The sequence below is a fragment of the Bradyrhizobium sp. USDA 4354 genome (genome assembly GCF_054060315.1).
Map to the genome: position 1 here is coordinate 6,922,283 of NZ_JBSSDC010000001.1, position 19,396 is coordinate 6,941,678.

At 64.4% G+C, this 19,396-nt stretch carries 14 protein-coding genes and 1 pseudogene; 1 reads left to right on the top strand and 14 read right to left on the bottom strand.

Annotation, left to right across the window (positions count from 1 at the left end):
* Window positions 1–149 precede the first annotated feature (149 nt).
* The 3 genes from eutC to ACVIIV_RS32255 all read right to left on the bottom strand — a co-directional run bounded on the left by eutC (window position 150) and on the right by ACVIIV_RS32255 (window position 4,055).
* Window positions 150–935 carry an ethanolamine ammonia-lyase subunit EutC gene (eutC, locus tag ACVIIV_RS32245; RefSeq protein WP_456747784.1) on the bottom strand — a complete coding sequence of 262 codons (786 nt, stop codon included), beginning with the start codon at window positions 933–935 and terminating at the stop codon, window positions 150–152.
* Window positions 936–941: 6 nt separating this feature from the next.
* On the bottom strand, window positions 942–2,528 hold the full coding sequence (locus tag ACVIIV_RS32250) for a B12-binding domain-containing radical SAM protein (RefSeq protein ID WP_456747785.1): 1,587 nt from the start codon (window positions 2,526–2,528) through the stop codon (window positions 942–944).
* Window positions 2,529–2,672: 144 nt separating this feature from the next.
* Window positions 2,673–4,055, bottom strand: a complete 1,383-nt coding sequence (locus ACVIIV_RS32255; RefSeq protein WP_456747786.1) for an ethanolamine ammonia-lyase subunit EutB — start codon at window positions 4,053–4,055, stop codon at window positions 2,673–2,675.
* A gap of 223 nt (window positions 4,056–4,278) precedes the next feature.
* Here ACVIIV_RS32255 and ACVIIV_RS32260 point away from each other — a divergent pair, with 223 nt between their 5' ends.
* A complete protein-coding gene (locus ACVIIV_RS32260; protein WP_456747787.1) occupies window positions 4,279–6,018 on the top strand; it encodes a methyl-accepting chemotaxis protein in 1,740 nt (579 codons plus the stop codon).
* A 295-nt stretch (window positions 6,019–6,313) separates the two neighbouring features.
* On the opposite strand, the gene ACVIIV_RS32265 is transcribed toward ACVIIV_RS32260, so the two are convergent.
* The 11 genes and pseudogenes from ACVIIV_RS32265 to ACVIIV_RS32315 form a co-directional block, all read right to left on the bottom strand.
* Window positions 6,314–9,481, bottom strand: coding sequence for an ATP-binding protein (locus ACVIIV_RS32265; protein WP_456748879.1), 3,168 nt, complete (start codon window positions 9,479–9,481; stop codon window positions 6,314–6,316).
* Between the two features lie 75 nt (window positions 9,482–9,556).
* Window positions 9,557–9,682: pseudogene (locus tag ACVIIV_RS32270) on the bottom strand (double zinc ribbon domain-containing protein); the annotation flags it as partial.
* 355 nt (window positions 9,683–10,037) lie between these two features.
* Window positions 10,038–10,331, bottom strand: a complete 294-nt coding sequence (locus ACVIIV_RS32275) for a glutathione binding-like protein (protein ID WP_456748880.1) — start codon at window positions 10,329–10,331, stop codon at window positions 10,038–10,040.
* 16 nt (window positions 10,332–10,347) lie between these two features.
* Window positions 10,348–11,562 (bottom strand): acyl-CoA dehydrogenase family protein, encoded by a 1,215-nt coding sequence (locus ACVIIV_RS32280; protein ID WP_456747788.1) that lies wholly within the window; start codon window positions 11,560–11,562, stop codon window positions 10,348–10,350.
* Window positions 11,563–11,906: 344 nt separating this feature from the next.
* The gene (locus tag ACVIIV_RS32285; RefSeq protein WP_456747789.1) at window positions 11,907–13,118 is read right to left on the bottom strand and encodes an ABC transporter substrate-binding protein; all 1,212 of its coding nucleotides are present in this window, start codon (window positions 13,116–13,118) and stop codon (window positions 11,907–11,909) included.
* Window positions 13,119–13,313: 195 nt separating this feature from the next.
* Complete coding sequence (locus tag ACVIIV_RS32290; protein ID WP_456747790.1) at window positions 13,314–13,889, bottom strand: HdeD family acid-resistance protein; 576 nt, start codon at window positions 13,887–13,889, stop codon at window positions 13,314–13,316.
* 128 nt (window positions 13,890–14,017) lie between these two features.
* A complete protein-coding gene (locus ACVIIV_RS32295; RefSeq protein ID WP_456747791.1) occupies window positions 14,018–15,541 on the bottom strand; it encodes an FAD-dependent oxidoreductase in 1,524 nt (507 codons plus the stop codon).
* 29 nt (window positions 15,542–15,570) lie between these two features.
* Complete coding sequence (gene folE, locus ACVIIV_RS32300; protein ID WP_456748881.1) at window positions 15,571–16,101, bottom strand: GTP cyclohydrolase I FolE; 531 nt, start codon at window positions 16,099–16,101, stop codon at window positions 15,571–15,573.
* A 236-nt stretch (window positions 16,102–16,337) separates the two neighbouring features.
* Window positions 16,338–17,228 (bottom strand): alpha/beta fold hydrolase, encoded by an 891-nt coding sequence (locus ACVIIV_RS32305; RefSeq protein WP_456747792.1) that lies wholly within the window; start codon window positions 17,226–17,228, stop codon window positions 16,338–16,340.
* Between the two features lie 112 nt (window positions 17,229–17,340).
* Window positions 17,341–18,168, bottom strand: a complete 828-nt coding sequence (locus tag ACVIIV_RS32310; protein WP_456747793.1) for a metal-dependent phosphohydrolase — start codon at window positions 18,166–18,168, stop codon at window positions 17,341–17,343.
* A gap of 217 nt (window positions 18,169–18,385) precedes the next feature.
* Window positions 18,386–19,285, bottom strand: coding sequence for a LysR family transcriptional regulator (locus tag ACVIIV_RS32315; protein ID WP_456747794.1), 900 nt, complete (start codon window positions 19,283–19,285; stop codon window positions 18,386–18,388).
* Window positions 19,286–19,396: the final 111 nt, after the last annotated feature.

The window sequence follows — 19,396 nt, forward strand, 5'->3', positions numbered from 1 at the left end:
TGAAAACGCCATACCAATGGGAGGCTTGCCCTTTGAAAATGCGCGGAAAATCGCCGGCAGCGGTTTAGCAGGTCAACAGGTCTTTTCGCAAGCAGGCCAAGCGTGGCCGAATCGATCAAGAAAGCGGCGATCTGGGCCGGGGATGCCGGTCATCCAGGCGAGAATGTGCCAATTTGGCGCGGCGCGCGGTCCGCGCTCTCGTCCTTCAGCGCCACCCCGCTAATCTGCCGGGCCAACGCCTCGCGGACCAGCCAGGCGATCTTGAAGGCAGCCTCGTCATGGCTCAACCCGGCGTGGTGGATGTTCGAGACACAATTGCGCTCGGCATCGGTGCGGCCGGGCTTCGGTGCGAAGGTCAGATAGGCGCCGAGACTGTCGGGCGCGGACAGGCCGGGCCGTTCGCCGATCAGCATCACGACCATGCGCGCACCGAGAATGGCACCGATCTCGTCGCCGAGCGCGACGCGCGCGCCTGAGGCGACAACGACATGGCCGATCGCGACGTCATCCCCTTCCGCAAGCAATGGCAACAGGCGCCTCACCACCATCGCCGCATGGCTGTGGACCGCCGCCGCGGACAGGCCGTCTCCGATTACAACCGCGAGCTGGCACGGCGCCGAGGCGCTTCGTGCCAGAAGCTGCGCCGAGCCGGGCTCAAGCTGTCGTCCCAGATCCGGCCGCCGCAGATAGTCGCTGCGATCGACCGCCCGGCTCCTCACTTCGGTCACGGCAAGTCCAAGCGCGCCGAGATCGGCGACCAGACGCGGCGTATCGAAGGCGGCATGCACGGCATCGCGCGCGCGGGCGTGGTCCAGCGTGAAATCAAGCAGCGCCTTCGTCGGCACGCTCGCGCCGCTGCGGCCCAGTGCAACGCGCGCGGGCGTGAACGCCCGCAAATCGAGCGTCGGACGGCGCGGCGGGGCCGGATCAGACATGTCGCATTATTCGGCGGGAACGGCGGCCTCGCGCAGCCGGATCGAATAGTTCGAGGCGTTCTGCTTGCCGCTCGAGGCCGCGCGCGCGAAGGTGATGAGGTGATGCGCGATCGTGGCGCAGCCGATCAAGCCCTCGAGATCGCCGCGCTTGATGCGTCCCAGCGCGAACTTCCAGAACACGCGCTTGTAATCGCCAAGCACGCCGACCTTCCAGAAAATGTTGCGCAGCATGACGAGGCCGCGCTTGATGTTGGGCCAAGTCTTCATCTCCGGTGGCAACGGCACCTTGAGGCGGTTCGCATAGACGTGGTCGCATTGATGCTGATAGCGCGCGTAGACCTTCTCGGGCGCGTAAGCGACCGCCATGGCATGCTTCCATGACGCGACGACCTCGTCGTAAGGCAGCAGGAAGTCGACGTTGGAATCGCGGCCGTCGTCGTGGACCAAGCGTCCCTCGCGCTCCAGACGGTCCCACAGCGGCGTCTTCGGCAGCGCCTGGAGCAGGTTGATGGTGAGCAGCGGAATCCGGGACTCCTCGACGAAAGCGAGCAGCGCCTCCGAGGTGTTCGGCTTGTCGGTGTCGAGCCCCATGATGATGCCCGAGACCACCTCCATGCCGTAGGCGTTGATGGTGCGCACGCCCTCCAGGATCGGGACCATCATATTGTGGTCCTTGTGCATCGCCTTCAGCGCGTCGGGATCGGGCGTCTCGATGCCGCAGAATATGGTGACGAAATAGGCCTCGCGCATCTTCTCGAGGATCTCGGGCCGCTTGGCGATGTTGAGCGTCGCCTCGCAGGCGAGCCGCGCCACGTAGCCGGTCTTCTTCTGCCATTCGATCAGATGCGGCAGCAGGTCCATCGCAGCTTTGCGGTTGCCGATGAAATTGTCGTCGACGAAATAGACGGTGTCGGTCATGCCGCATTCGCGCAGGCGGTCGAGCTCGGCGACGATTTGCTGCGGCGTCTTGATGCGCGGATTGCGGCCGTAGAGGCCGGGGATGTCGCAGAACTCGCACTGATAGGGACAGCCGCTGGAATACTGGATGCTGCCGAGGAAGTACTTCTTCACGTCGGCGAGTTCGTAGGCCGGGATCGGAAACTCCGTCATCGGCACGCGATCCTTGGTGGTCAACACCACCTGAGCCGCGGGACGCGAGGCATCGCGCGACAGGATCTCGATCAGCTGGTTGGTGGCGTCGCCGAGCTCTCCGACATGCAGATAGTCGAACGAGGGATAGTAATCCGGGCAGGCGCTGACGGACGGCCCACCGAGCGCGACCGGCAGATCGAATTCATGCGCGCGGCGGCAGATGTCGTTCATCTGCTGGCGCTGGATGTGCATGCCGCTGACGAAGACGGCTTCCGCCCATTCGAACTCCTCCTTCGTCGTGCGGCGCAGATTCTCATCGACGAATTTGACCTGCCAATCCTGCGGCAGATAGGCGGAGATCAGCAATAGTCCCTGCGGCGGCATGAAGGCGCGGACGCCATCGGTCAGGGGATATGAATGCTCGAACGTGCCGAAGGACGAGGTATAGCGCGGAAACACGCAGAGAATCCGCCGGGACGTTCCGTTACTTTCAGCTCGCATCAAAGCTCCCCCGCCACTCGACCGATGGTGCGGAAATTGCCAGCCAGACACATAGGGTAATGCCGTCGCCGGAATTTCTCAATATCGTGGCACAAGCATAATTCCGGGAGGCGCCGATGGTTTCCTATGGCATCTGCCGCCGCCTCACGCGATCAGCCGCGAGGCAAAATCCGGCAGCAGGCCTGCATCGCCGGCAAGACGGAAATCGGCGCCTGTTATGCCCGAGCCCACCAGCCAGTCGTCGAATTCCGGCGCGCGGCGCAAACCGAAGACGTCGCGAACATAGAGTGCGTCGTGAAATGACGTCGACTGGTAGTTCAGCATGACGTCGTCCGCGCCGGGGACCCCCATGATGAAGGTGACGCCGGCGGCGGCGAGCAGCGTCAGGAGATTGTCCATGTCGTCCTGGTCCGCCTCGGCATGGTTGGTGTAGCAGATGTCGATTCCGAGCGGCAGGCCGAGCAGCTTGCCGCAGAAATGATCCTCCAGCCCGGCCCGGATGATTTCCTTGCCGTCATAGAGATATTCCGGACCGATGAAGCCGACCACGCTGTTGACCAGGAGCGGAGCAAAGGCGCGGGCGACCGCATAGGCGCGCGCCTCGCAGGTCTGCTGGTCGACGCCGTGATGGGCGCCCGCCGAGAGCGCCGAACCCTGGCCGGTCTCGAAATACATCACGTTCTGCCCGACCGTGCCGCGCCCCAGCGACAGCCCGGCCTGCTGCGCCTCTTTCAGAAGCGCGAGATCGATGCCGAAACTGCGGTTGGCGGCCTCCGTGCCGGCGACCGACTGGAACACGAGGTCGACCGGAACGCCCTGCCCGATCAGCGACAGCGTCGTCGTGACATGGGTCAGCACGCAACCTTGCGTCGGGATCTTCAGCCGCGCGATGATCTCGTCGAGCAGCCGCAGCAATTGCGCGATGACGGCGGGATCGTCGCTCGCAGGATTGATGCCGATGCAGGCATCGCCGGCGCCCAGCAGGATGCCGTCCAGGATCGAGGCGGTGATGCCCCTGGCATCGTCGAACGGATGGTTGGGCTGCAGCCGCGTGCTCATCCGCCCCCTCAAGCCGATGGTGTTGCGGAAGGCGGTCGTGACCTCGCATTTCCGCGCCGCCAGAATCAGATCCTGGTTGCGCATCAGCTTTGACACCGCGGCCGCCATTTCCGGCGTGATGCCGGGCGCGAGCTTCTTCAACGCCTCCGGCGTTGCGGCGTCCGACAGCAGCCAGTCGCGGAAAGCTCCGACCGTCAGCGAGGCCACCGGCGCAAAGGACTTGGCGTCATGGCTGTCGAAGACAAGGCGGGTGACCTCATCGGTCTCATAGGGAATGACGGCTTCCTGCAGGAACTGGCCGAGCGGGACGTCCGCGAGCGCCATCCGCGCCGCGATCGTCTGCGCGGCGGTGTCGGCGGCGACCCCGGCCAGCCGGTCGCCGGAGCGCGGCGGTGTCGCCTTGGCGAGCAGGTCGCGCAGATCAGGGAAGGTGTAGGTCGTGGCGTCGATGCTGTGGCGGTAGACCAAGGGCCTCTCCGGGGTTCCTCGGCCACCGGCCGACTCCAGGACTATCCTGAAACTAAACCTTCGGATCAAGACGCTGAAATGACTTACCTTTCGTTCGACCAACGACGGAGGCAACCAACGGGCGCGTTAACGCCGCGTCCACCTTCCTCCTGCAAAGCTTTGCATCAATTCCACACAATTCCGTTCACCGGCCGCTTCAGGCCATTCCGGGTCCCTGACCACCATGACATCCGACCGATCTGGGAATGCCACCAAGCTGGCAGGCCGTTTCACGCTGGCCACCAAGCTCTACGCGATCTTCGCGCTGTTCGCGCTGCTCACGGCCGCGATCGCAATGCTGTCCGACTACAACAGCCGCCGCAGCGCCGACCTGACCAGCGCGATCGAGACGGCGAATGCCGCTGCGCTAAACGTCGAACGGGTCAACTCGCTGGTCTATGCGGTCGTGATGGAATCGCGCGGCGTCTACATGTCGACCGAGCCGGCCGTGGTGAAGAAATACGGCGATGGCCTGCTCAAGTTCAACGCCCAGATCCTCGACGTCGTGAAGCGCTGGGAGACGATCGTCAAAGCCGACGATGCCGAGCAGTTTGCCACCTTCAAGAAGCGCATCGAGCAGTTCGTCGAGTTCCGCAAGGAGCTGGTGCGCCGCGGCGTCGAGATCAATGCAGCCGCGGGCCGCGAATGGGGCGACAACGACGCCAATCGCAGCGTGCGCTCCGCCCTGAACAAGGATCTCGAGGCGCTGTCCAAGGTCTATGCCGAGCGCGCCAGGCAGATCGCGCAGCAGACCGAGACCAATCGCGAACTGTCATTCGTGCTGACCTGCCTCGGCGGCGTGGCGCTGGCCCTCGTCGTGATCGGCATCGTCATCATCGCCCGCTCGATCGCCCGGCCGCTCGCGTCCATCACCGCCACCATCAAGCAGGTCGCCGATGGCGCCGAAAATGTCGTGGTGCCGCACTCGGACCGCGCCGACGAGATCGGCGCGCTGGCCCGCGCGATCCGGGTGTTCCAGGACGCCATGGCCCGCAACCGCAACCTTGCCTCGCAAGTGTCGCAAGACGCCGCCGCGCGCGAGGAGCGTGCCCGTCACATCGAACGATCCGTCGAAGAATTTCGTGAGGCGATCGGCGCGATCATGCGCGGCCTCAGCGACAACGCGTCGGTCATGCGCGAGACCGCGCAGACCATCACGCGTGTCACTGCGGATGCGAGCAGCCGTGCCGGCACAGCGGCAAACGCCACCGAGCAGGCCTCGCACAACGTCACGGCGGTCGCAGCCGCGGCCGAGGAGCTGTCGGCCTCGGTGGTGGAGATCGGCCGCCAGGTGCGGTCGAGCGCCGGTGCGGTCGAGCAGACCGGCCAGCGCACCGAAAAGTCCATCTCCGAGATCGAGAGCCTCGCTGCGGCCACGCAGCGCATCGACGGCGTGCTCAACCTGATCCAGGCGATCGCCGAGCAGACCAATCTGCTCGCCCTCAACGCCACCATCGAAGCCGCGCGCGCCGGCGATGCCGGCCGCGGCTTTGCCGTGGTCGCCCATGAAGTGAAGGCGCTCGCCGGCCAGACCGCGAAGGCGACCGCCGAGATCGGCGAGAACGTCGCGATGATCCAGGCCTCGACCCGCAACGCAGTCGACGCCGTCCGCGAGATCGGCGGCGCCGTGCGCGAGATCAACGAGGTCACCTCGGCGATCGCCGGCGCCATCGGCCAGCAGGATCAGGCCACGCGCGAGATCTCGTCCAACGCGCAAAGCGCCGCGCAGGGCAATGAGACGCTCGTGGCGAACATCACCTCGCTGCGCGATGCCATCGGCGAGACCGATACGGCGGCAGCCTCGGTGCTCACGGCGGCGAGCAGCCTGACCGAGACGGCGCAGACGCTGTCGCGGGAGGTGGAGAAGTTCTTCCAGAACCTGCGCTCAGGGGCGGTGGACAGCCGGACCGCGAGGGCGGCGTGACGGCGCGGACGTGGCCTGCGAAGCCAGCTTGTGGGGCCGCTCAAGACAAAAAATGCGAAAACAACCCCATGCACAGTAGACGGGGGCAACTGAATCAATGCGTTAGTCCCCCGCGCGACTCATTGCGGATTTTGCGAAATCAATTTGACTCGTCGGGCAAAACAGCGGCATGATGTCATCATGGCGCATTGCCCGGATCGCCGTCCTGGAGCAATCCGGCGGACGTGCTGGACGGCCTTGAGCAAAACCGGAGATCGCTTTGGCGCGCTTGTCGCGCCTAGTGAGTACCACATGCTTACAAGCCCAGTTCATCCAGCAGCGTCTTGCTTTCCCTCAGGTCGCGCACGTCGAAGCCTTCATCGAACCAAGCGTAGACCGGCGCCAGAAGACGGCGTGCTTCGTCGCGCTTGTTTTGGTCGCGCCAAAGTCGGGCTAGGCTGAGGGCAGAGCGAAGTTCCCAAAGTTTCGCCTCCTGTTGGCGAGCAATCGTGATGGCGTGGCGAAACTCGGACTCCGCTTCGGCCTCGGCGTCCGGGCGAGCAATCAGCAACAAGTCGCCTCGATACCGGTGCAGTTCGGCCTCGAACCAGCGCACCCCCGATTTCTTGGTTAATGCCAAGGCGTCGGATAGCTGGCTCAGCCCGTCGTCAAACCGCGCTGCTTTTGCGTGCGCTGTCGCGAGCTGGGCGAGATAGAATGGAAGAATCCATGCCGCACCGGACCCCAGGAATCCGTCGATGCCACGCCGCAGTAAGTCCATCCCAGCCTCGGCGTCGCCGCCCTCGACCAGCGTCCAGCCCCGATATGCCCTTCCCATCGCGAGAAAGAAGGCGAAGCGCTGCTCGGTGGTAAGCGTGATCAGCTCCTCAGCCCGGCGCCGTACCGTTTCCGCATCGTTGAGTACGAAATGCAACCGGCAGGCGACGCTCAGCGCGAATGCGAGGCTGATCGGGTGGGACGAATCGCGCGCCTCTGCCAGAGCTTCACTGCCCTGCACGCGCGCCTGATCGGCGAAACCAAGCAGGCCGAGCGTCAGTGACAAGAACGAGAGTATTGCGACACGGGCGTTTTCTGCGAACAGGGCCGTCAGAGAGCGCTGCTGGGCGGAATCATAAAGGGCGAGCCCCCGCTCGAGATGGGCGCGCGCCAAAGCCAATTGCCCGCGATGAAGCCAGCTGTCGCCGACCGCCCGATGTCCTGCGACCAGAATCGCCGCGTCGTTCTGTCGTCCGGCCAAGTCGAGCAGAGCCTCGGCGATGGGATGCGATCGGTCCGTTTCACCACGCACGTGATAGTGGACGAACTCGCCCCAGAGCGCCTTGAGCAGGTTCGACTTGTCGTTGCATAACTCGCAGAGGCGGCGCGCCCGGCCGTAGGCCCTGCCGGTCTCGTCGGACGCATGGCCCTGCGCGGCGATCAGTGCACCGCCGAGCGCGAGTTGAAGTTCAGTTTCGGTGCGTTGGCGCCCGGACGTATCCGGCAGGCGGGATAGCAGATCGAGCGCCCTGCGCATCTGCCCGATCGCTTCTGTCATTGCCGATCGAGCCTTGGAACGCTCACCGGCCTCCTGCCAGTAGGAAACCGCCTTCTCGATCAGACCCGCATGCCCGCAATGGTGGGCGAGGATCTCCGGTTGCTCCTGCATGCCTCCAGCGAGCCTCTCCTCGAGCGCGCCAGCGATCCGCGCGTGCAGCTCGCGGCGCTGGCCGCGCAGCAGCGTGCCGTAGGCTGCGTCCTGCACCAGCGCGTGTTTGAACAGGAAATTGGCGTCGGGCGGTTCGCCACTCCCAAACACGAGCCCGGCGCTGATCAGCCGGTCGAGCGCCGCCCGCAACTCGCTGTCGCGCCGTTGCGCGATCGAGGTAAGCAGATCGTAGGAGAACTCGCGGCCAATGGCCGCGCCGATTTGCGCCACCTCTTTTGCTATCGGACCGATCCGGTCGAGCCGCGCCATCAACGAAGCATGCAGCGTGGCCGGCACGGCAAGTCCGGGCAGCGGCGCGAAGGAGATGGCCCGCGCGATCCCCTCGGGGCTCGTTTCGAGCACTGCCTTGGTCAACTCCTCAACGAACAGCGGCACGCCATCCGTTCGTTCAGCAATTTCATTGACGATTTCGGTCGGCAGCGTCCGGGCGCCGGCCACGCTCCGGATCAATGCGGCGCCCGCGCTCTGGTCAAGCCGGTTCAGCACGAGCAAGCCGACGTGCGGCTTCCCGGTCCAGACCAATCGAAACTCGGGACGATAGGTGACCAGCACCAAGACCGGTAGGCTTGCGACACGATCGACCGTCCGGCCTAGCAGCTCGCGCGAGCTCGGATCGATCCATTGCATGTCCTCGAACACGACCATAGTTGGATGTCGGCGCGCGAGAGCTTCAAGCTGTCGAACCAGAGCGGCGAGGCTCCTCTCCTTCTTTTGTTGCGGCGTAAGGGGACTCGGTAGGTACAGATCACCGTTCGGAATCGACAGCAACTCGGCCAGGATCGCCACGTCCTCATCGGACGGCAACCCCGGGGATAGCAGCACTCGGAGCTTGTCGAGCTTGGCCCTCGGGGTGTCCTCACGATCGAAACCAGCCGCTCGCTGGAGTTGTGCGATGAAGGGATAAAGCGCGCTTTCCTGATGATGCGGCGAGCAGAAATAGCGCAAGCAGGTGTGCGGCTCGCGTTCGATACGCTCCTGGAGAGCCGCGATGAGGCGCGACTTGCCGATCCCTGCCTCGCCGACGAGCAGCAGCACCTGACCGGAACCCGTCCGCGCACTCAGCCAGCCCCTCTCCAGCCGCGTTAGTTCATCCTCACGTCCAACCAGTGGCGCGAGGACTGAGGGGTGTAGCGCCTCGAAGCGGCTTTCCGCCGTTCCCTCATGCAGCACCCGCCAGATTTGCACCGGCGCGGCGAAGCCCTTCAGCGTCACCGCGCCAAGATCCTCGTAGTCGAAGAGCCCGCCGATGAGCCGCCGCGTGTCCTCAGCGATGACCACTCCATCTGGCTCGGCGAGCGCTTGCAGTCGAGCGGCCAGATTCGGCGTCTCGCCAAGCACCGCCTGTGCCTCCGCGGCTTCGTTGCCGATAAGGTCGCCTACGATAACGAGACCGGTCGCGAGCCCCAGGCGGACCCGCAGCTCGAATTCCGGTGGGGCTGCCGGCGCGTGGCTTGACCCGGCGATCTCGAGCGCGGCGCGCACCGCGCGTTCGGCATCGTCCTCATGTGCTGACGGATGGCCGAACAGGATGAGCATGCCATCGCCGATGTAGCGGCTGATGGTGCCACCGTACTTGCGGACTACCGCCGCCACGCTATCGCGGTATTGGGCGATTATCTCCCCTAAGTCTTCCGGATCGAGCTTCGTCGCAAGCGCCGTCGAACCGACGAGGTCACAGAACATCACCGTCAGCTGGCGACGCTCGGCCGAGGAACTCGGGGCGGATGATAAGCTCGAGTGCTCCATGACCCGTGACACGGCTAGCGTCGATTCGCCCGCCGTAGCTGTTACTCGCGGCTCTACCATCGCCATAAGCGCGGCACCGCAGTCGCCGCAGAATTTCTTGCTCGACGGATTGTCGGCGCCGCAAGCAGGGCAGCGGCAGTGTAACGGTGCGCCGCAATCGCCGCACACCTTTTTTCCCTCTGGATTGACTCTGCCGCAACTCGGACAGTCCATGCCGCACCCGATCGAATTGCCGAACTATTTGAGTTCACGTCGGTCCAGGGGCAAATATTCAGAAGTATTTGAAGATGCTCTTTGTGAGCCGCCTACCACGCGCCAAGGACGATCAAACTCACAATGATCAAGAAGCAAACACAGGCGATAGTCATAGGGAAAATGAGCCAATCGGGTGTCATCATTGCGTCCCGAGCGGTTGTCCCAGAAAGCTTACGCCGACAGGCTCGACGAGAATTATGAACTGGCTAACACTCAGCCGCTCAAGCTCATTTTCAATCTGAGAAGGGCGTCCACAGCCTCCCACGACCCGAACGCGAAAAACGCGGCAACGCGCTGCTGCTGTTTTGAGCGGTCACCCTAACTGACACCTGTCGAAGCGATGAAGGGCCTCGTCACGTAGGCAACTCTGTGTTTGAACCGGAAGCGGTGTACCGCCGCGGCTTGACTGCAAATCTTCCATGCGATGTCGAAGTTCGCGGCCATGATGGGCCCAGCAACCGTCCGCCGACAGCGGATATGGTGCCTCATTGTGATAGGACTTCAGCCAAAGTTTTTGGCCCCGGCCTGTCAAGGCGAATAGATAGACGTCAGCGACCGTAAACTTGTCTCCCATGAGGAATCGCTTGTCGGCGAGATGCTCGTTGATCCACGCACCGAAGTCCCTACCCCATCACCCCGCCCCGCCGGATCAGCTCTTTCCCCACCGCCGACAGATGCACCTGGTCCGGTCCGTCGCCGATGCGGATGAAACGGGCGTAGACGTAGGCACGCGCGAGGAACGTGTCCTGCGAGACGCCGGCGGCGCCGTGGATCTGGATGGCGCGATCGATGACGCGGGCGGCCATGCTGGGCACCACTATCTTCGCGGCGGCGATGAGGTCGCGCGCGGCCTTGTTGCCGTCGCGGTCCATCCTGTCCGCGGCCTGGAGCGTCAATAAGCGCGCCTGCGCGATCTCGCAGAAGGAGTTCGCGATGTCCTCGCGCACCGAGCCCTGCTCGGCGAGCGGCTTGCCGAAGGCGACGCGCGAGACCGATCGCTGGCACATCAATTCCAGCGCGCGCTGGGCACAGCCGATCAACCGCATGCAATGGTGGATGCGGCCGGGCCCCAACCGGCCCTGCGCGATCTCGAAGCCACGGCCCTCGCCGAGCAGGATGTTCTCGGCGGGCACACGGACGTTGTCGTAGACGATCTCGGGATGACCAACCGGAGCATCGTCGTAGCCATAGGTGAGCATGTCGCGGACGATGCGCACGCCGGGTGTGTTCTTGGGCACCAGGATCATGGATTGCTGGCGGTGACGGTCGGGATGGTCGGGCGCGGTCTTGCCCATCACGATCAGGATCTCGCAATCCTCGTTCATCGCGCCCGAGGTGAACCATTTGCGGCCGTTGATGACGTAGTCGCCGCCGTCGCGCCTGATCTCGCACTGGATGTTGGTGGCATCGCTGGAGGCGACCTGCGGCTCCGTCATCGAGAAGCCGGAGCGGATCCGCCCTTCCAGCAGCGGCGTCAGCCAGCGCTCCTGCTGCGCCTTGGTGCCGTAATTTGCCAGTACCTCCATGTTGCCGACGTCGGGCGCCGAGCAGTTGAAGATTTCAGGCGCCCAGAGGATGCGGCCCATGATTTCCTTCACCGGCGCGTATTCGAGATTGGTCAGGCCGGGACCGTGCTCGCCAGAGAGAAACAAATTCCAGAGCCCCTGCTCCCGCGCCAGCCGCTTCAGGTCCTGGAGCACAGGAGGCGTCTTGTAGCGCGCGGCCTCCGGCTTGACCTGCTCGTAATAGAGCTCCTCGACCGGCTCGACATGCGCTCGCATGAACTGGCGGACGCGGTCCTGCAGCTCCAGCGAACGGGCGGAGTGCTGAAAGTCCATTGGGGTTCTCCTGTTCGCGTCGAAGAGGATCGCATTTCCCCTTCAGCGCCATCTGAACGCACGCCTCGCCCTTCGAGACGACCGCTTCGCGGTCTCCTCAGGGTGAGGCTAAGCGGCATTCGCGCCTGTTGCACCTGCGGCCGCATACTCCGCCCTCATCCTGAGGAGCCCGCGAAGCGGGCGTCTCGAAGGATGCGCTTCATCAACCGCGATGACAGTCTCGTAGGGTGGGCAAAGCGAAGCGTGCCCACGCTCCTGTTTCCGTATTGAGCAGGTGGTGGGCACGGCGCAAGGGCGCCTTTGCCCACCCTACGATTCCGAGTTCGCGGAGAGAACCCTGCCGGTCACGTGCCGCGCAAGAGCTCGCTTGCCACGACCCAGTCGTTGCCGTCGAACTGGAGCATATAGCCGTCCTTGATCGGGCGGAAATCCTGCGGCGTGGTGTTGAGGGTGATGCCGGACATCAGCAGCGACAGCGGCACGTTCTTCAAATTGGTGGCCTGCGCCATGATGTTCTCGCGCGTCAGATTGTCCTTGCACTGCCTCAGCAGCACCACCAGCGCCTCGGCGACGGTGTAACCGTAGAGCCCGGCGACGTTGTTGACGTCGGCATTGGGCAGGCGACGCTTCATGAAGTCGATATAGGCCGTCATCGCCGGATCGTTCTTGGGCTCGGCGACGAACGGCTTGAGTGCGCCGAGCGACAGCACGCCCTTGCCGGCCTCGAGGCCCGCTGGGACCATGACAGTGGCCTTGTTTGCGCAGCCGCTGGCGAGGAAGCGCGTCGGCTGCCAGCCGACCTCATGCGCCTTGCGGATCGCCTGCGCGCAGGCGCGCGGCGTCACCGAGTAAATCATGAAGACGTCAGCCTTGGTGTTGGCGAGCGTCAGCACCTGGGAATCGACGGTGGGATCGGCGACCTCGAAGCTCGAGGCCATCGCGATCGCCTTGTCGGCATCTGCGCCAAGCGCATCCTTGACGCCGCGCAAGTACTCCTTGCCGGCGTCGTCGTTCTGATAGAGCACCGCAAAGCGCGCATTCGGATTCTTGGCGCGGGCATAGGCGACGTCGATCGCGGCCTCGCTGGTGTAGTTCGGCGCCCAGGGCAGCGCCATCGACCACGGCATGTTGGCGGGATCATTCCACTTCGAGGCCGAGCTGATCAGGAAGAGCTGCGGCACCTTGTTGCTGTTGAGATATTTCGCGATCGCCGAGCTCGGCGCGGTGCCCATGGTGGCGAAGATGAAGGCGACGCCGTCGCCTTCGACGAGGCGCCGCGCGGCTTCCATGGTCTTGGGCGGCGAGAAGGCGTCATCCAGCGAGATCAGATTGAGCTTGCGGCCGTTGACGCCGCCCTTCTCGTTGATCTCGTCGAAATAGGCGGAGATCACCCGGCCGGTGATACTGAGCGGCGAGGCCGGCCCGCTATAGGGCATGGTGTTGCCGATCTTGATCTCAGTGTCGCTGACGCCGGGGCCGTAGGATTTTTGCGCGGTGGCAGACGTGGACAGGCAGGCGGCAGCCAACGCTGCGGCCAGGGCCAAAGCGGCTTTCATGGTTTCTCCCCGATGATTGTCGCCGCGTGAGGCGGTCACGCGGCATGCTGCTTTTTGTCAGCACGTCAGATCAGCGGAGTTCCGCAAGATGGTCTTGCGTCGAGTTGCTGATGGCCGGCGTCGGCATAGCGCATGACTCCGCGCTTCACCTCTCCCCGTAAGGAGAGGCGATCCAAGCCCTGCTCACATCCTGCGCTAGCCGCGCCGCTTCAGGCTGAAGCCGAGGCTGATCCAGCCGGCGCCGGCCATGATCAGGTCGATGCCGAGGAACAGGCCGAGGATGTAGACGCTATTCACCGGCCAGCGCGCCAGGATCAGCAACCCGAGCAGCAGCGTGATCACGGCGGACAGCGCGACCCAGACCCACGGGCTCTCCCGCTTCATGCTGAAGGCGAGAAACAGCCTGACTGCGCCGGAGGCCAGCAGCGACGCACCGAGGAACAGGGTGAGCAGGACGGCCGCGAACAGCGGATTCTGGAAGGTCAGGAAGCCCGCGATCACGTAGAGCACGCCGAGCAAGGCCCAGATCAGGAACCTGCCCCAGCTCTTCATCTGGAACGCGCCGATCACCTCAGTGATCCCGGCGACGATCATCATCGCGCCGACCACGATCACGCTCGCTACCGTCGCCATCACCATGCTGCCAAGCGCGACGAAGCCGGCGATCAGATAGACGACGCCGAGCGCGACGATCCAGCCCCATTTGGCATGCAGCGCCGCAATGCCGGAGCCGAGGCCAACACGAGGGGAGGTATCCGATGCACTTGTCATGACGCTACTCCTGCATGCGACGTCCGGAGGCACTCGCCAGGATAGCACAGGCCGTTCCGGGACGGCAGCCAGAAAAGCAGCCGCTGACGGCAACAACATTGACGCAAATCAAGGTCGAATACTGTGCGTCAGGCGCGCGACCGCTCGATCTCGAGCTCGGCCTTGAGATTGTCGAGGTCGCGGTAAATTGAAGCGACCGCCAGCACACGGCCGGCCTTGCGGTACTTCAGCAGACAGTCCTTGCCGGAGATGCTGCCGTCGATTGCGACGTGGTCGAAGTTCTCGGCGTGGCCGACATAGTTGATCGGCACGTCGTAGTGCTGGGACCAGAAGAACGGCACCGCATCGAAGCGCTCGCGCCTGCCGAGCATGTTGCGCGCCGCGGTCTGCCCCTGCCGTTCCGCTACCACCCAATGCTCGACGCGGATGGTTTGCCGGGAATGCGGATCGGGCCAGCGCGCGATGTCGCCGGCCGCGAAGATGCCGGCGACGCTGGTTTCCAGATATTCGCTCACGCTGACGCCGCGGTCGGCGGCAAGGCCCGCCTGCTCGGCGAGCGCGAGGCGCGGCTTGACGCCGATGCCGACCACGACGAGGTCAGACTCAATGACAGCCCCGCTCTTCAGCGTCGCGCGCTTGCCATCGAGCTTTTCCACCGTATCCTTCAAGTGGAAGATAATGCCGTTCTCTTCATGCAGCGACCGGACGAAGTCGCCCATCTCGGCGCCGAGCACCTTCTGCATCGGCCGCTCTTCCGGCGCGACCACATGGACTTCCAGCTTGCGCGCGCGCAAGGAAGCCGCGACCTCGAGGCCGATGAAGCTGGCGCCGATCACGAGCACGCGTTCTGCGCTGGCTGCCGCCGTGATGATGGCGCGGCTGTCGGCGACGGATCGCAAGGTGTGGACATGCGGCTGGTCCGCGCCGGGGATCTGAAGCTTCACTGGCTCGGCCCCGGTCGCAAGCAGCAGCCGGTCGAACCGCAGCCTGTCGCCATTGCCCAGCGTGACGCTACGAGATTTCGGATCTAGCGCAGAAGCATTCGTGTTGAGCCTGAGATCGATGCCGGCGTCCCGATAGTAATCCTCGGGCCGCAACGGCAGCCAGTCCTCCGGTGCGTTACCGGCGAGATAATCCTTGGAGAGGTTCGGCCGGTCAACCGGCATCGCACCGTCAGTGCTGAGCATGGTGATGGCACCGGCAAACCCCTCGCGCCGGAGCGTGTCGGCTGCGGCGAAGCCAGCCGCGCCACCGCCGACGATCACGAATTTCTCCGGCGTCGGCGCGCTGCGATGTGCTGCCGACGGCTTCGGCGGCTCGCGCTTGCGCTGAACGACGATGTTGTCCCGATCACGCTTGACCTCCCAGACCGCCAGCGCGTTCAGCGCCGGCGGGCGGGCGGCCTCGCCGGTGCGTAGCGAAAAGCAGGCGTGATGCCAGGGACAGCGGATTGTGTCGCCGACCACCAAGCCCTCGGCGAGCGGGCCGTGGTAGTGGCTGCAGGCCGGCTCGATCGCAAAGATCTCGCTGCCGGACTGCACCAGCAGGACGTCTTCCTCGCCGACATGGCCGAGCAGCTTGCCGTCCTTGAAATCGGCGAGCGACACGCCCCTGGTCAGATCGGGCCCGCTCGGCTTCTTGTCCTCGGTCATGGCGCCGTCTCCTTGGCTCCCCGTGTGGCTCACGTGTCCGAATTGGCCAGGCCCAACAACTCCTGGCGTGTCAGCGCATTGTCGCGGAACACCCCCAGCATGCGACTGGTAACGAGATCAGTCCCGGGCTTGTGCGCGCCGCGCGTTGTCATGCAGTGATGCGTTGCCTTGATGATGACACCCACGCCTTGAGGCTCCAGCACGTCGTTGATCGTGTTGGCGATCTGAGCAGTCATCTTCTCCTGGATCTGGAGGCGTTTGGCATAGATGTCCACGAGCCGCGCGAGCTTGGAGATGCCGACCACGCGTCCTTGCGGGATATAGGCGACCCAGGCGCGGCCAACGATCGGCGCCATGTGGTGCTCGCAATGGCTTTCGAAGCGAACCCCGCGCAGAACGATCATCTCGTCATAGCCTTCGATCTCCTCGAAGGTCTTTTGCAGAATTTCCGTCGGGTCCTGCGCATAGCCGGAAAAATACTCTTCGAAAGCACGCGCAACCCGATCAGGTGTCTCGCGGAGGCCATCGCGCGCGGGATCGTCGCCGGCCCAGCGGATCATGGTCCGGACCGCCTGCTCGACCTCCGCCCGATCGGGCCGTTCGCTTGGCGCCTGTGCAACCGCGACGCGCTCCAACCTGCGCACACTTGTGACTTCATCAATGATCTCCCCTTCCGACGGGCCGCATCCACAAGCGGTCCCTCAGCTTGGACGGCGCCAATCGGAAAAGGTTCCCGAGATCAGGGAAAAATAGGAAGCCGGCGGACCGGCCGGCCGGCAGGGCGCCGGACCAGGCACTAAGTCGCCGCCCTGCGCATATCGATCACGGCCTGCGCCCATTCGGCCGGCCGCTCCTGCGGCAGATTGTGACCGGCATCGGCGAACACGCGCCGCTCGAAGAAGCCCTCGAACTTGCGCGCGTGGTGGGCGGTGCCGGGATTGACGCCGTCGCTGTCGCCGTCGATTGCGATGGTCGGGACGCGGATCGGCGGCTGCGCGGCAAGCTTTGCCTCGATCGCGGCATAGGCGGGATCGCCCGCCACCAGCGCGTAGCGGTGGCGGTAGGAATGGATCACGACATCGACGAAATCAGGATTGTCGAAGGACACGGCGCTTGTCTCGAACGTCGCGTCGTCGAATGTCCATTTCGGCGACCACATCGCCCAGAGCTGGCGCGCGAAGCCGCGGCGGTTGCGCTCCAGCGCACGGCGGCCGCGCTCGTTGTGGAAGAGATATTGATACCAGAGCGCCGCCTCCTCCGGCGGCGAAGCCGGCTCCATGGCGCGGGCGATATTCTGGATGTTGTAGGAATTGCCGGAGACGAGCCCGATCACGCGCTCCGGATACAGCGCCGAAACCACGCAGGCTGCACGCCCACCCCAGTCATAGCCGCCGACGATCGCGCGCGCGATCCCGAGCGCATCCATGAAGGCGAGCAGATCGGCGCCGAGCGCCGCCTGCTCGCCGGAGCGCAGCGTCTCCGGGAAGCGAAACCGCGTCGGCCCATAGCCGCGCAGCCAGGGCACCAGCACGCGTGCGCCGGCCTGTGCGATCAAGGGCGCGGTCTCGGCGTAGGCGTTCACGTCATAGGGAAAGCCGTGGCCGAGGATGCACGGCCAGCCGCCTGAAGCGCCGTATTCGCGATAGGCGATGTCGAGGACGTCCGTGGCGATGGTTTTTTGTTGCATGGTTGGCTCACGGCGTGAGGGGACCCTAGCCCGGATGAGCGCAGCGACATCCGGGAGTTGGCGACGCCGGACCCGGATGTCGCTGCGCTCATCCGGGCTACAAGATCGCAGCTTATTTCTGCGGACCGGACAGCGAGATGTCGCGTTCGGCGCGAAACACGTTGCTGTAGAGGTTGGCGATCCATTGCCGGCCTATCTCGGTCTTGTTGAGATAGCCGATCTCGGTCTGGATGTGCGGCGCGACGCTGTTCCAATAGAATTGCGGGTAGCGGTTCACGATGTCGGCCGGCGAATCGTAGCCGAGCTGACGATTGATGCCGACCTCCTCGAACTCGTAATAGAGCGCGTTGGCCTTGCGCAGATAGTTGGGATCGCCGAGCTGGCCGATGAAGTCGGCCGCGCGCAGGATCGAGGCTTCGTCGTCATATTCCTGCCCTTCGTGAGCCGGGAAACGGGTGCCTTCGATGGCGCGCGCGATGCGCTCGCTGTCAAGGCCGCGGATCGGGGGCAGTCGCCGCCGCACGAACAGCTTCGAGCGGTCGACGTGATACATCATCAGACTGGCATCCGAAGCGCCCCGCGGCAGCGACACCTTGGTGCCGGCCTCGTCGATCACAAAACCGTCTTCGTCATCCTCGGGAAACAGACCCCGGACATAGCCGATGTCGTGGGCGAGGCAGGCGATCAGGACATGGAGGTAGTCCTCCGCCGCAAGGTGCGTGTGGAGATTGCGCCCCATGAGGATTGCCTGGGCGGCCAGCGTCACCAGCATCGTATGTTCGATGTTATGGTAGAGCGCGTCACTATTGCCGATGCATTCCATCGCGGTGCGCGTGGAGCCTTCCAGGACCCTGGCATAGGACTCGTCGTACCTGCGGCGCATGAACGAGCCCAGCAACTTCTCCAGGGTTTCAGCCGCCAGTCTCGGTAAGGTCATCATGGATGCAGCCCCGTCCGCCGCTGGTGTCCCATGCCATCTCCCGACGTCTCATTCTTGTCCTCGACGCAGCGGGAAGCATAGCCCATCTTGGGCCGGGTAACCAAATCCGGAGCGAAAATACGTAAATATCTTGCCGTCCTGCTGCGCAACATCGCGGTTGCCGTCACATTTCAGCACAACCCAAGGCAGCTGGAAAGCCTCTGGCGCGGCTGCCGCTTCAGGGCGCGGCCAGGATATCGGCGCCGTCGGCGCGGCGCGAAAGACTTCTGGCCAGATAGAACAGCTCGACCAGCTTGCCGCGCTTGCCGGCCAGCGAGAAGATGTATTCGGGCGACTCCGCCTCGATTTCCGCGATCGCCACCTTCGCGATCCGATCGATGCGGCTCGAGCCGTGCTCCCAGACAAAGCCGACGCCAAGCCGATTGGCGACCGCCTCCAGCATCCCCTCGCGCGTATTGACGATGATCGCCGGACTGGCACGCAGGTTGACGACGCGAAATGCCCTGTCCACGGCGCGCTGGGTCGCGGAATCCCGGGTCCGAAACACCAGCGGATATTGCATGAGGCCGGCAATCGACACGCGCGATTCACGGCTGAGGTCGTGAACTGGATGGCAGATCGCAACGACGCGCTGCTGGACGCAAGGCTCGCGCCGGAAGCGGTTGTCCTGCGGCACCTCCGGTAATACGGCGACGTCGACACGCTGGTCGACCACCGCGGCCATGATCGCCGACCAGCTGCCGATCTCGATGTTGATCTGGATCTTCGGATAGAGATTGCGGAACGCCGCGATCAGCGCCATGCCCGGCATGGCGTTGCCGAGCCCGATGCGAAGCTCACCCCCCGTGAGCTCGTCGCGCTGCTGCAAGATGGCCTGCGCGTCCGCCTCGATCGCTTGCATGCGGCTCGTTGCAGCGTAGAGCCGCCGGCACAGCGGCGTCGCGATCAGGCTCTGGCCATGCCGGTCGAACAGCGCGACCGCGAACTCGGCCTCCAGGTCGCGCACGAGCTGCGCAACTGCCGGCTGCGACACCCCCAGCCGCCTTGCCGCGGCCGCAAAGCTGCCGGTCTCGAACACTGCATTGACGGCCCGGACGCGCGACGACGTCAACGCCACGACAAGAACTCCAAGGTCAATATTCTCCGTCTTCCCGGCGAAAGCAAAGCCTGGGATGACCATAAGGAAGGCCATTGACCGTTATGTGAATGTCAGATGCGCTCCTTAACT

Coding starts and splice junctions, on each gene's coding strand:
- eutC (WP_456747784.1), bottom strand. CDS start 935: ATGTCTGATCCGGCCCCGCCGCGCCGTCCGACGCTCGATTTGCGGGCG.
- ACVIIV_RS32295 (WP_456747791.1), bottom strand. CDS start 15,541: ATGACCGAGGACAAGAAGCCGAGCGGGCCCGATCTGACCAGGGGCGTG.
- ACVIIV_RS32290 (WP_456747790.1), bottom strand. CDS start 13,889: ATGACAAGTGCATCGGATACCTCCCCTCGTGTTGGCCTCGGCTCCGGC.
- ACVIIV_RS32310 (WP_456747793.1), bottom strand. CDS start 18,168: ATGATGACCTTACCGAGACTGGCGGCTGAAACCCTGGAGAAGTTGCTG.
- folE (WP_456748881.1), bottom strand. CDS start 16,101: ATGATCCGCTGGGCCGGCGACGATCCCGCGCGCGATGGCCTCCGCGAG.
- ACVIIV_RS32305 (WP_456747792.1), bottom strand. CDS start 17,228: ATGCAACAAAAAACCATCGCCACGGACGTCCTCGACATCGCCTATCGC.
- ACVIIV_RS32260 (WP_456747787.1), top strand. CDS start 4,279: ATGACATCCGACCGATCTGGGAATGCCACCAAGCTGGCAGGCCGTTTC.
- ACVIIV_RS32285 (WP_456747789.1), bottom strand. CDS start 13,118: ATGAAAGCCGCTTTGGCCCTGGCCGCAGCGTTGGCTGCCGCCTGCCTG.
- ACVIIV_RS32280 (WP_456747788.1), bottom strand. CDS start 11,562: ATGGACTTTCAGCACTCCGCCCGTTCGCTGGAGCTGCAGGACCGCGTC.
- ACVIIV_RS32250 (WP_456747785.1), bottom strand. CDS start 2,528: ATGCGAGCTGAAAGTAACGGAACGTCCCGGCGGATTCTCTGCGTGTTT.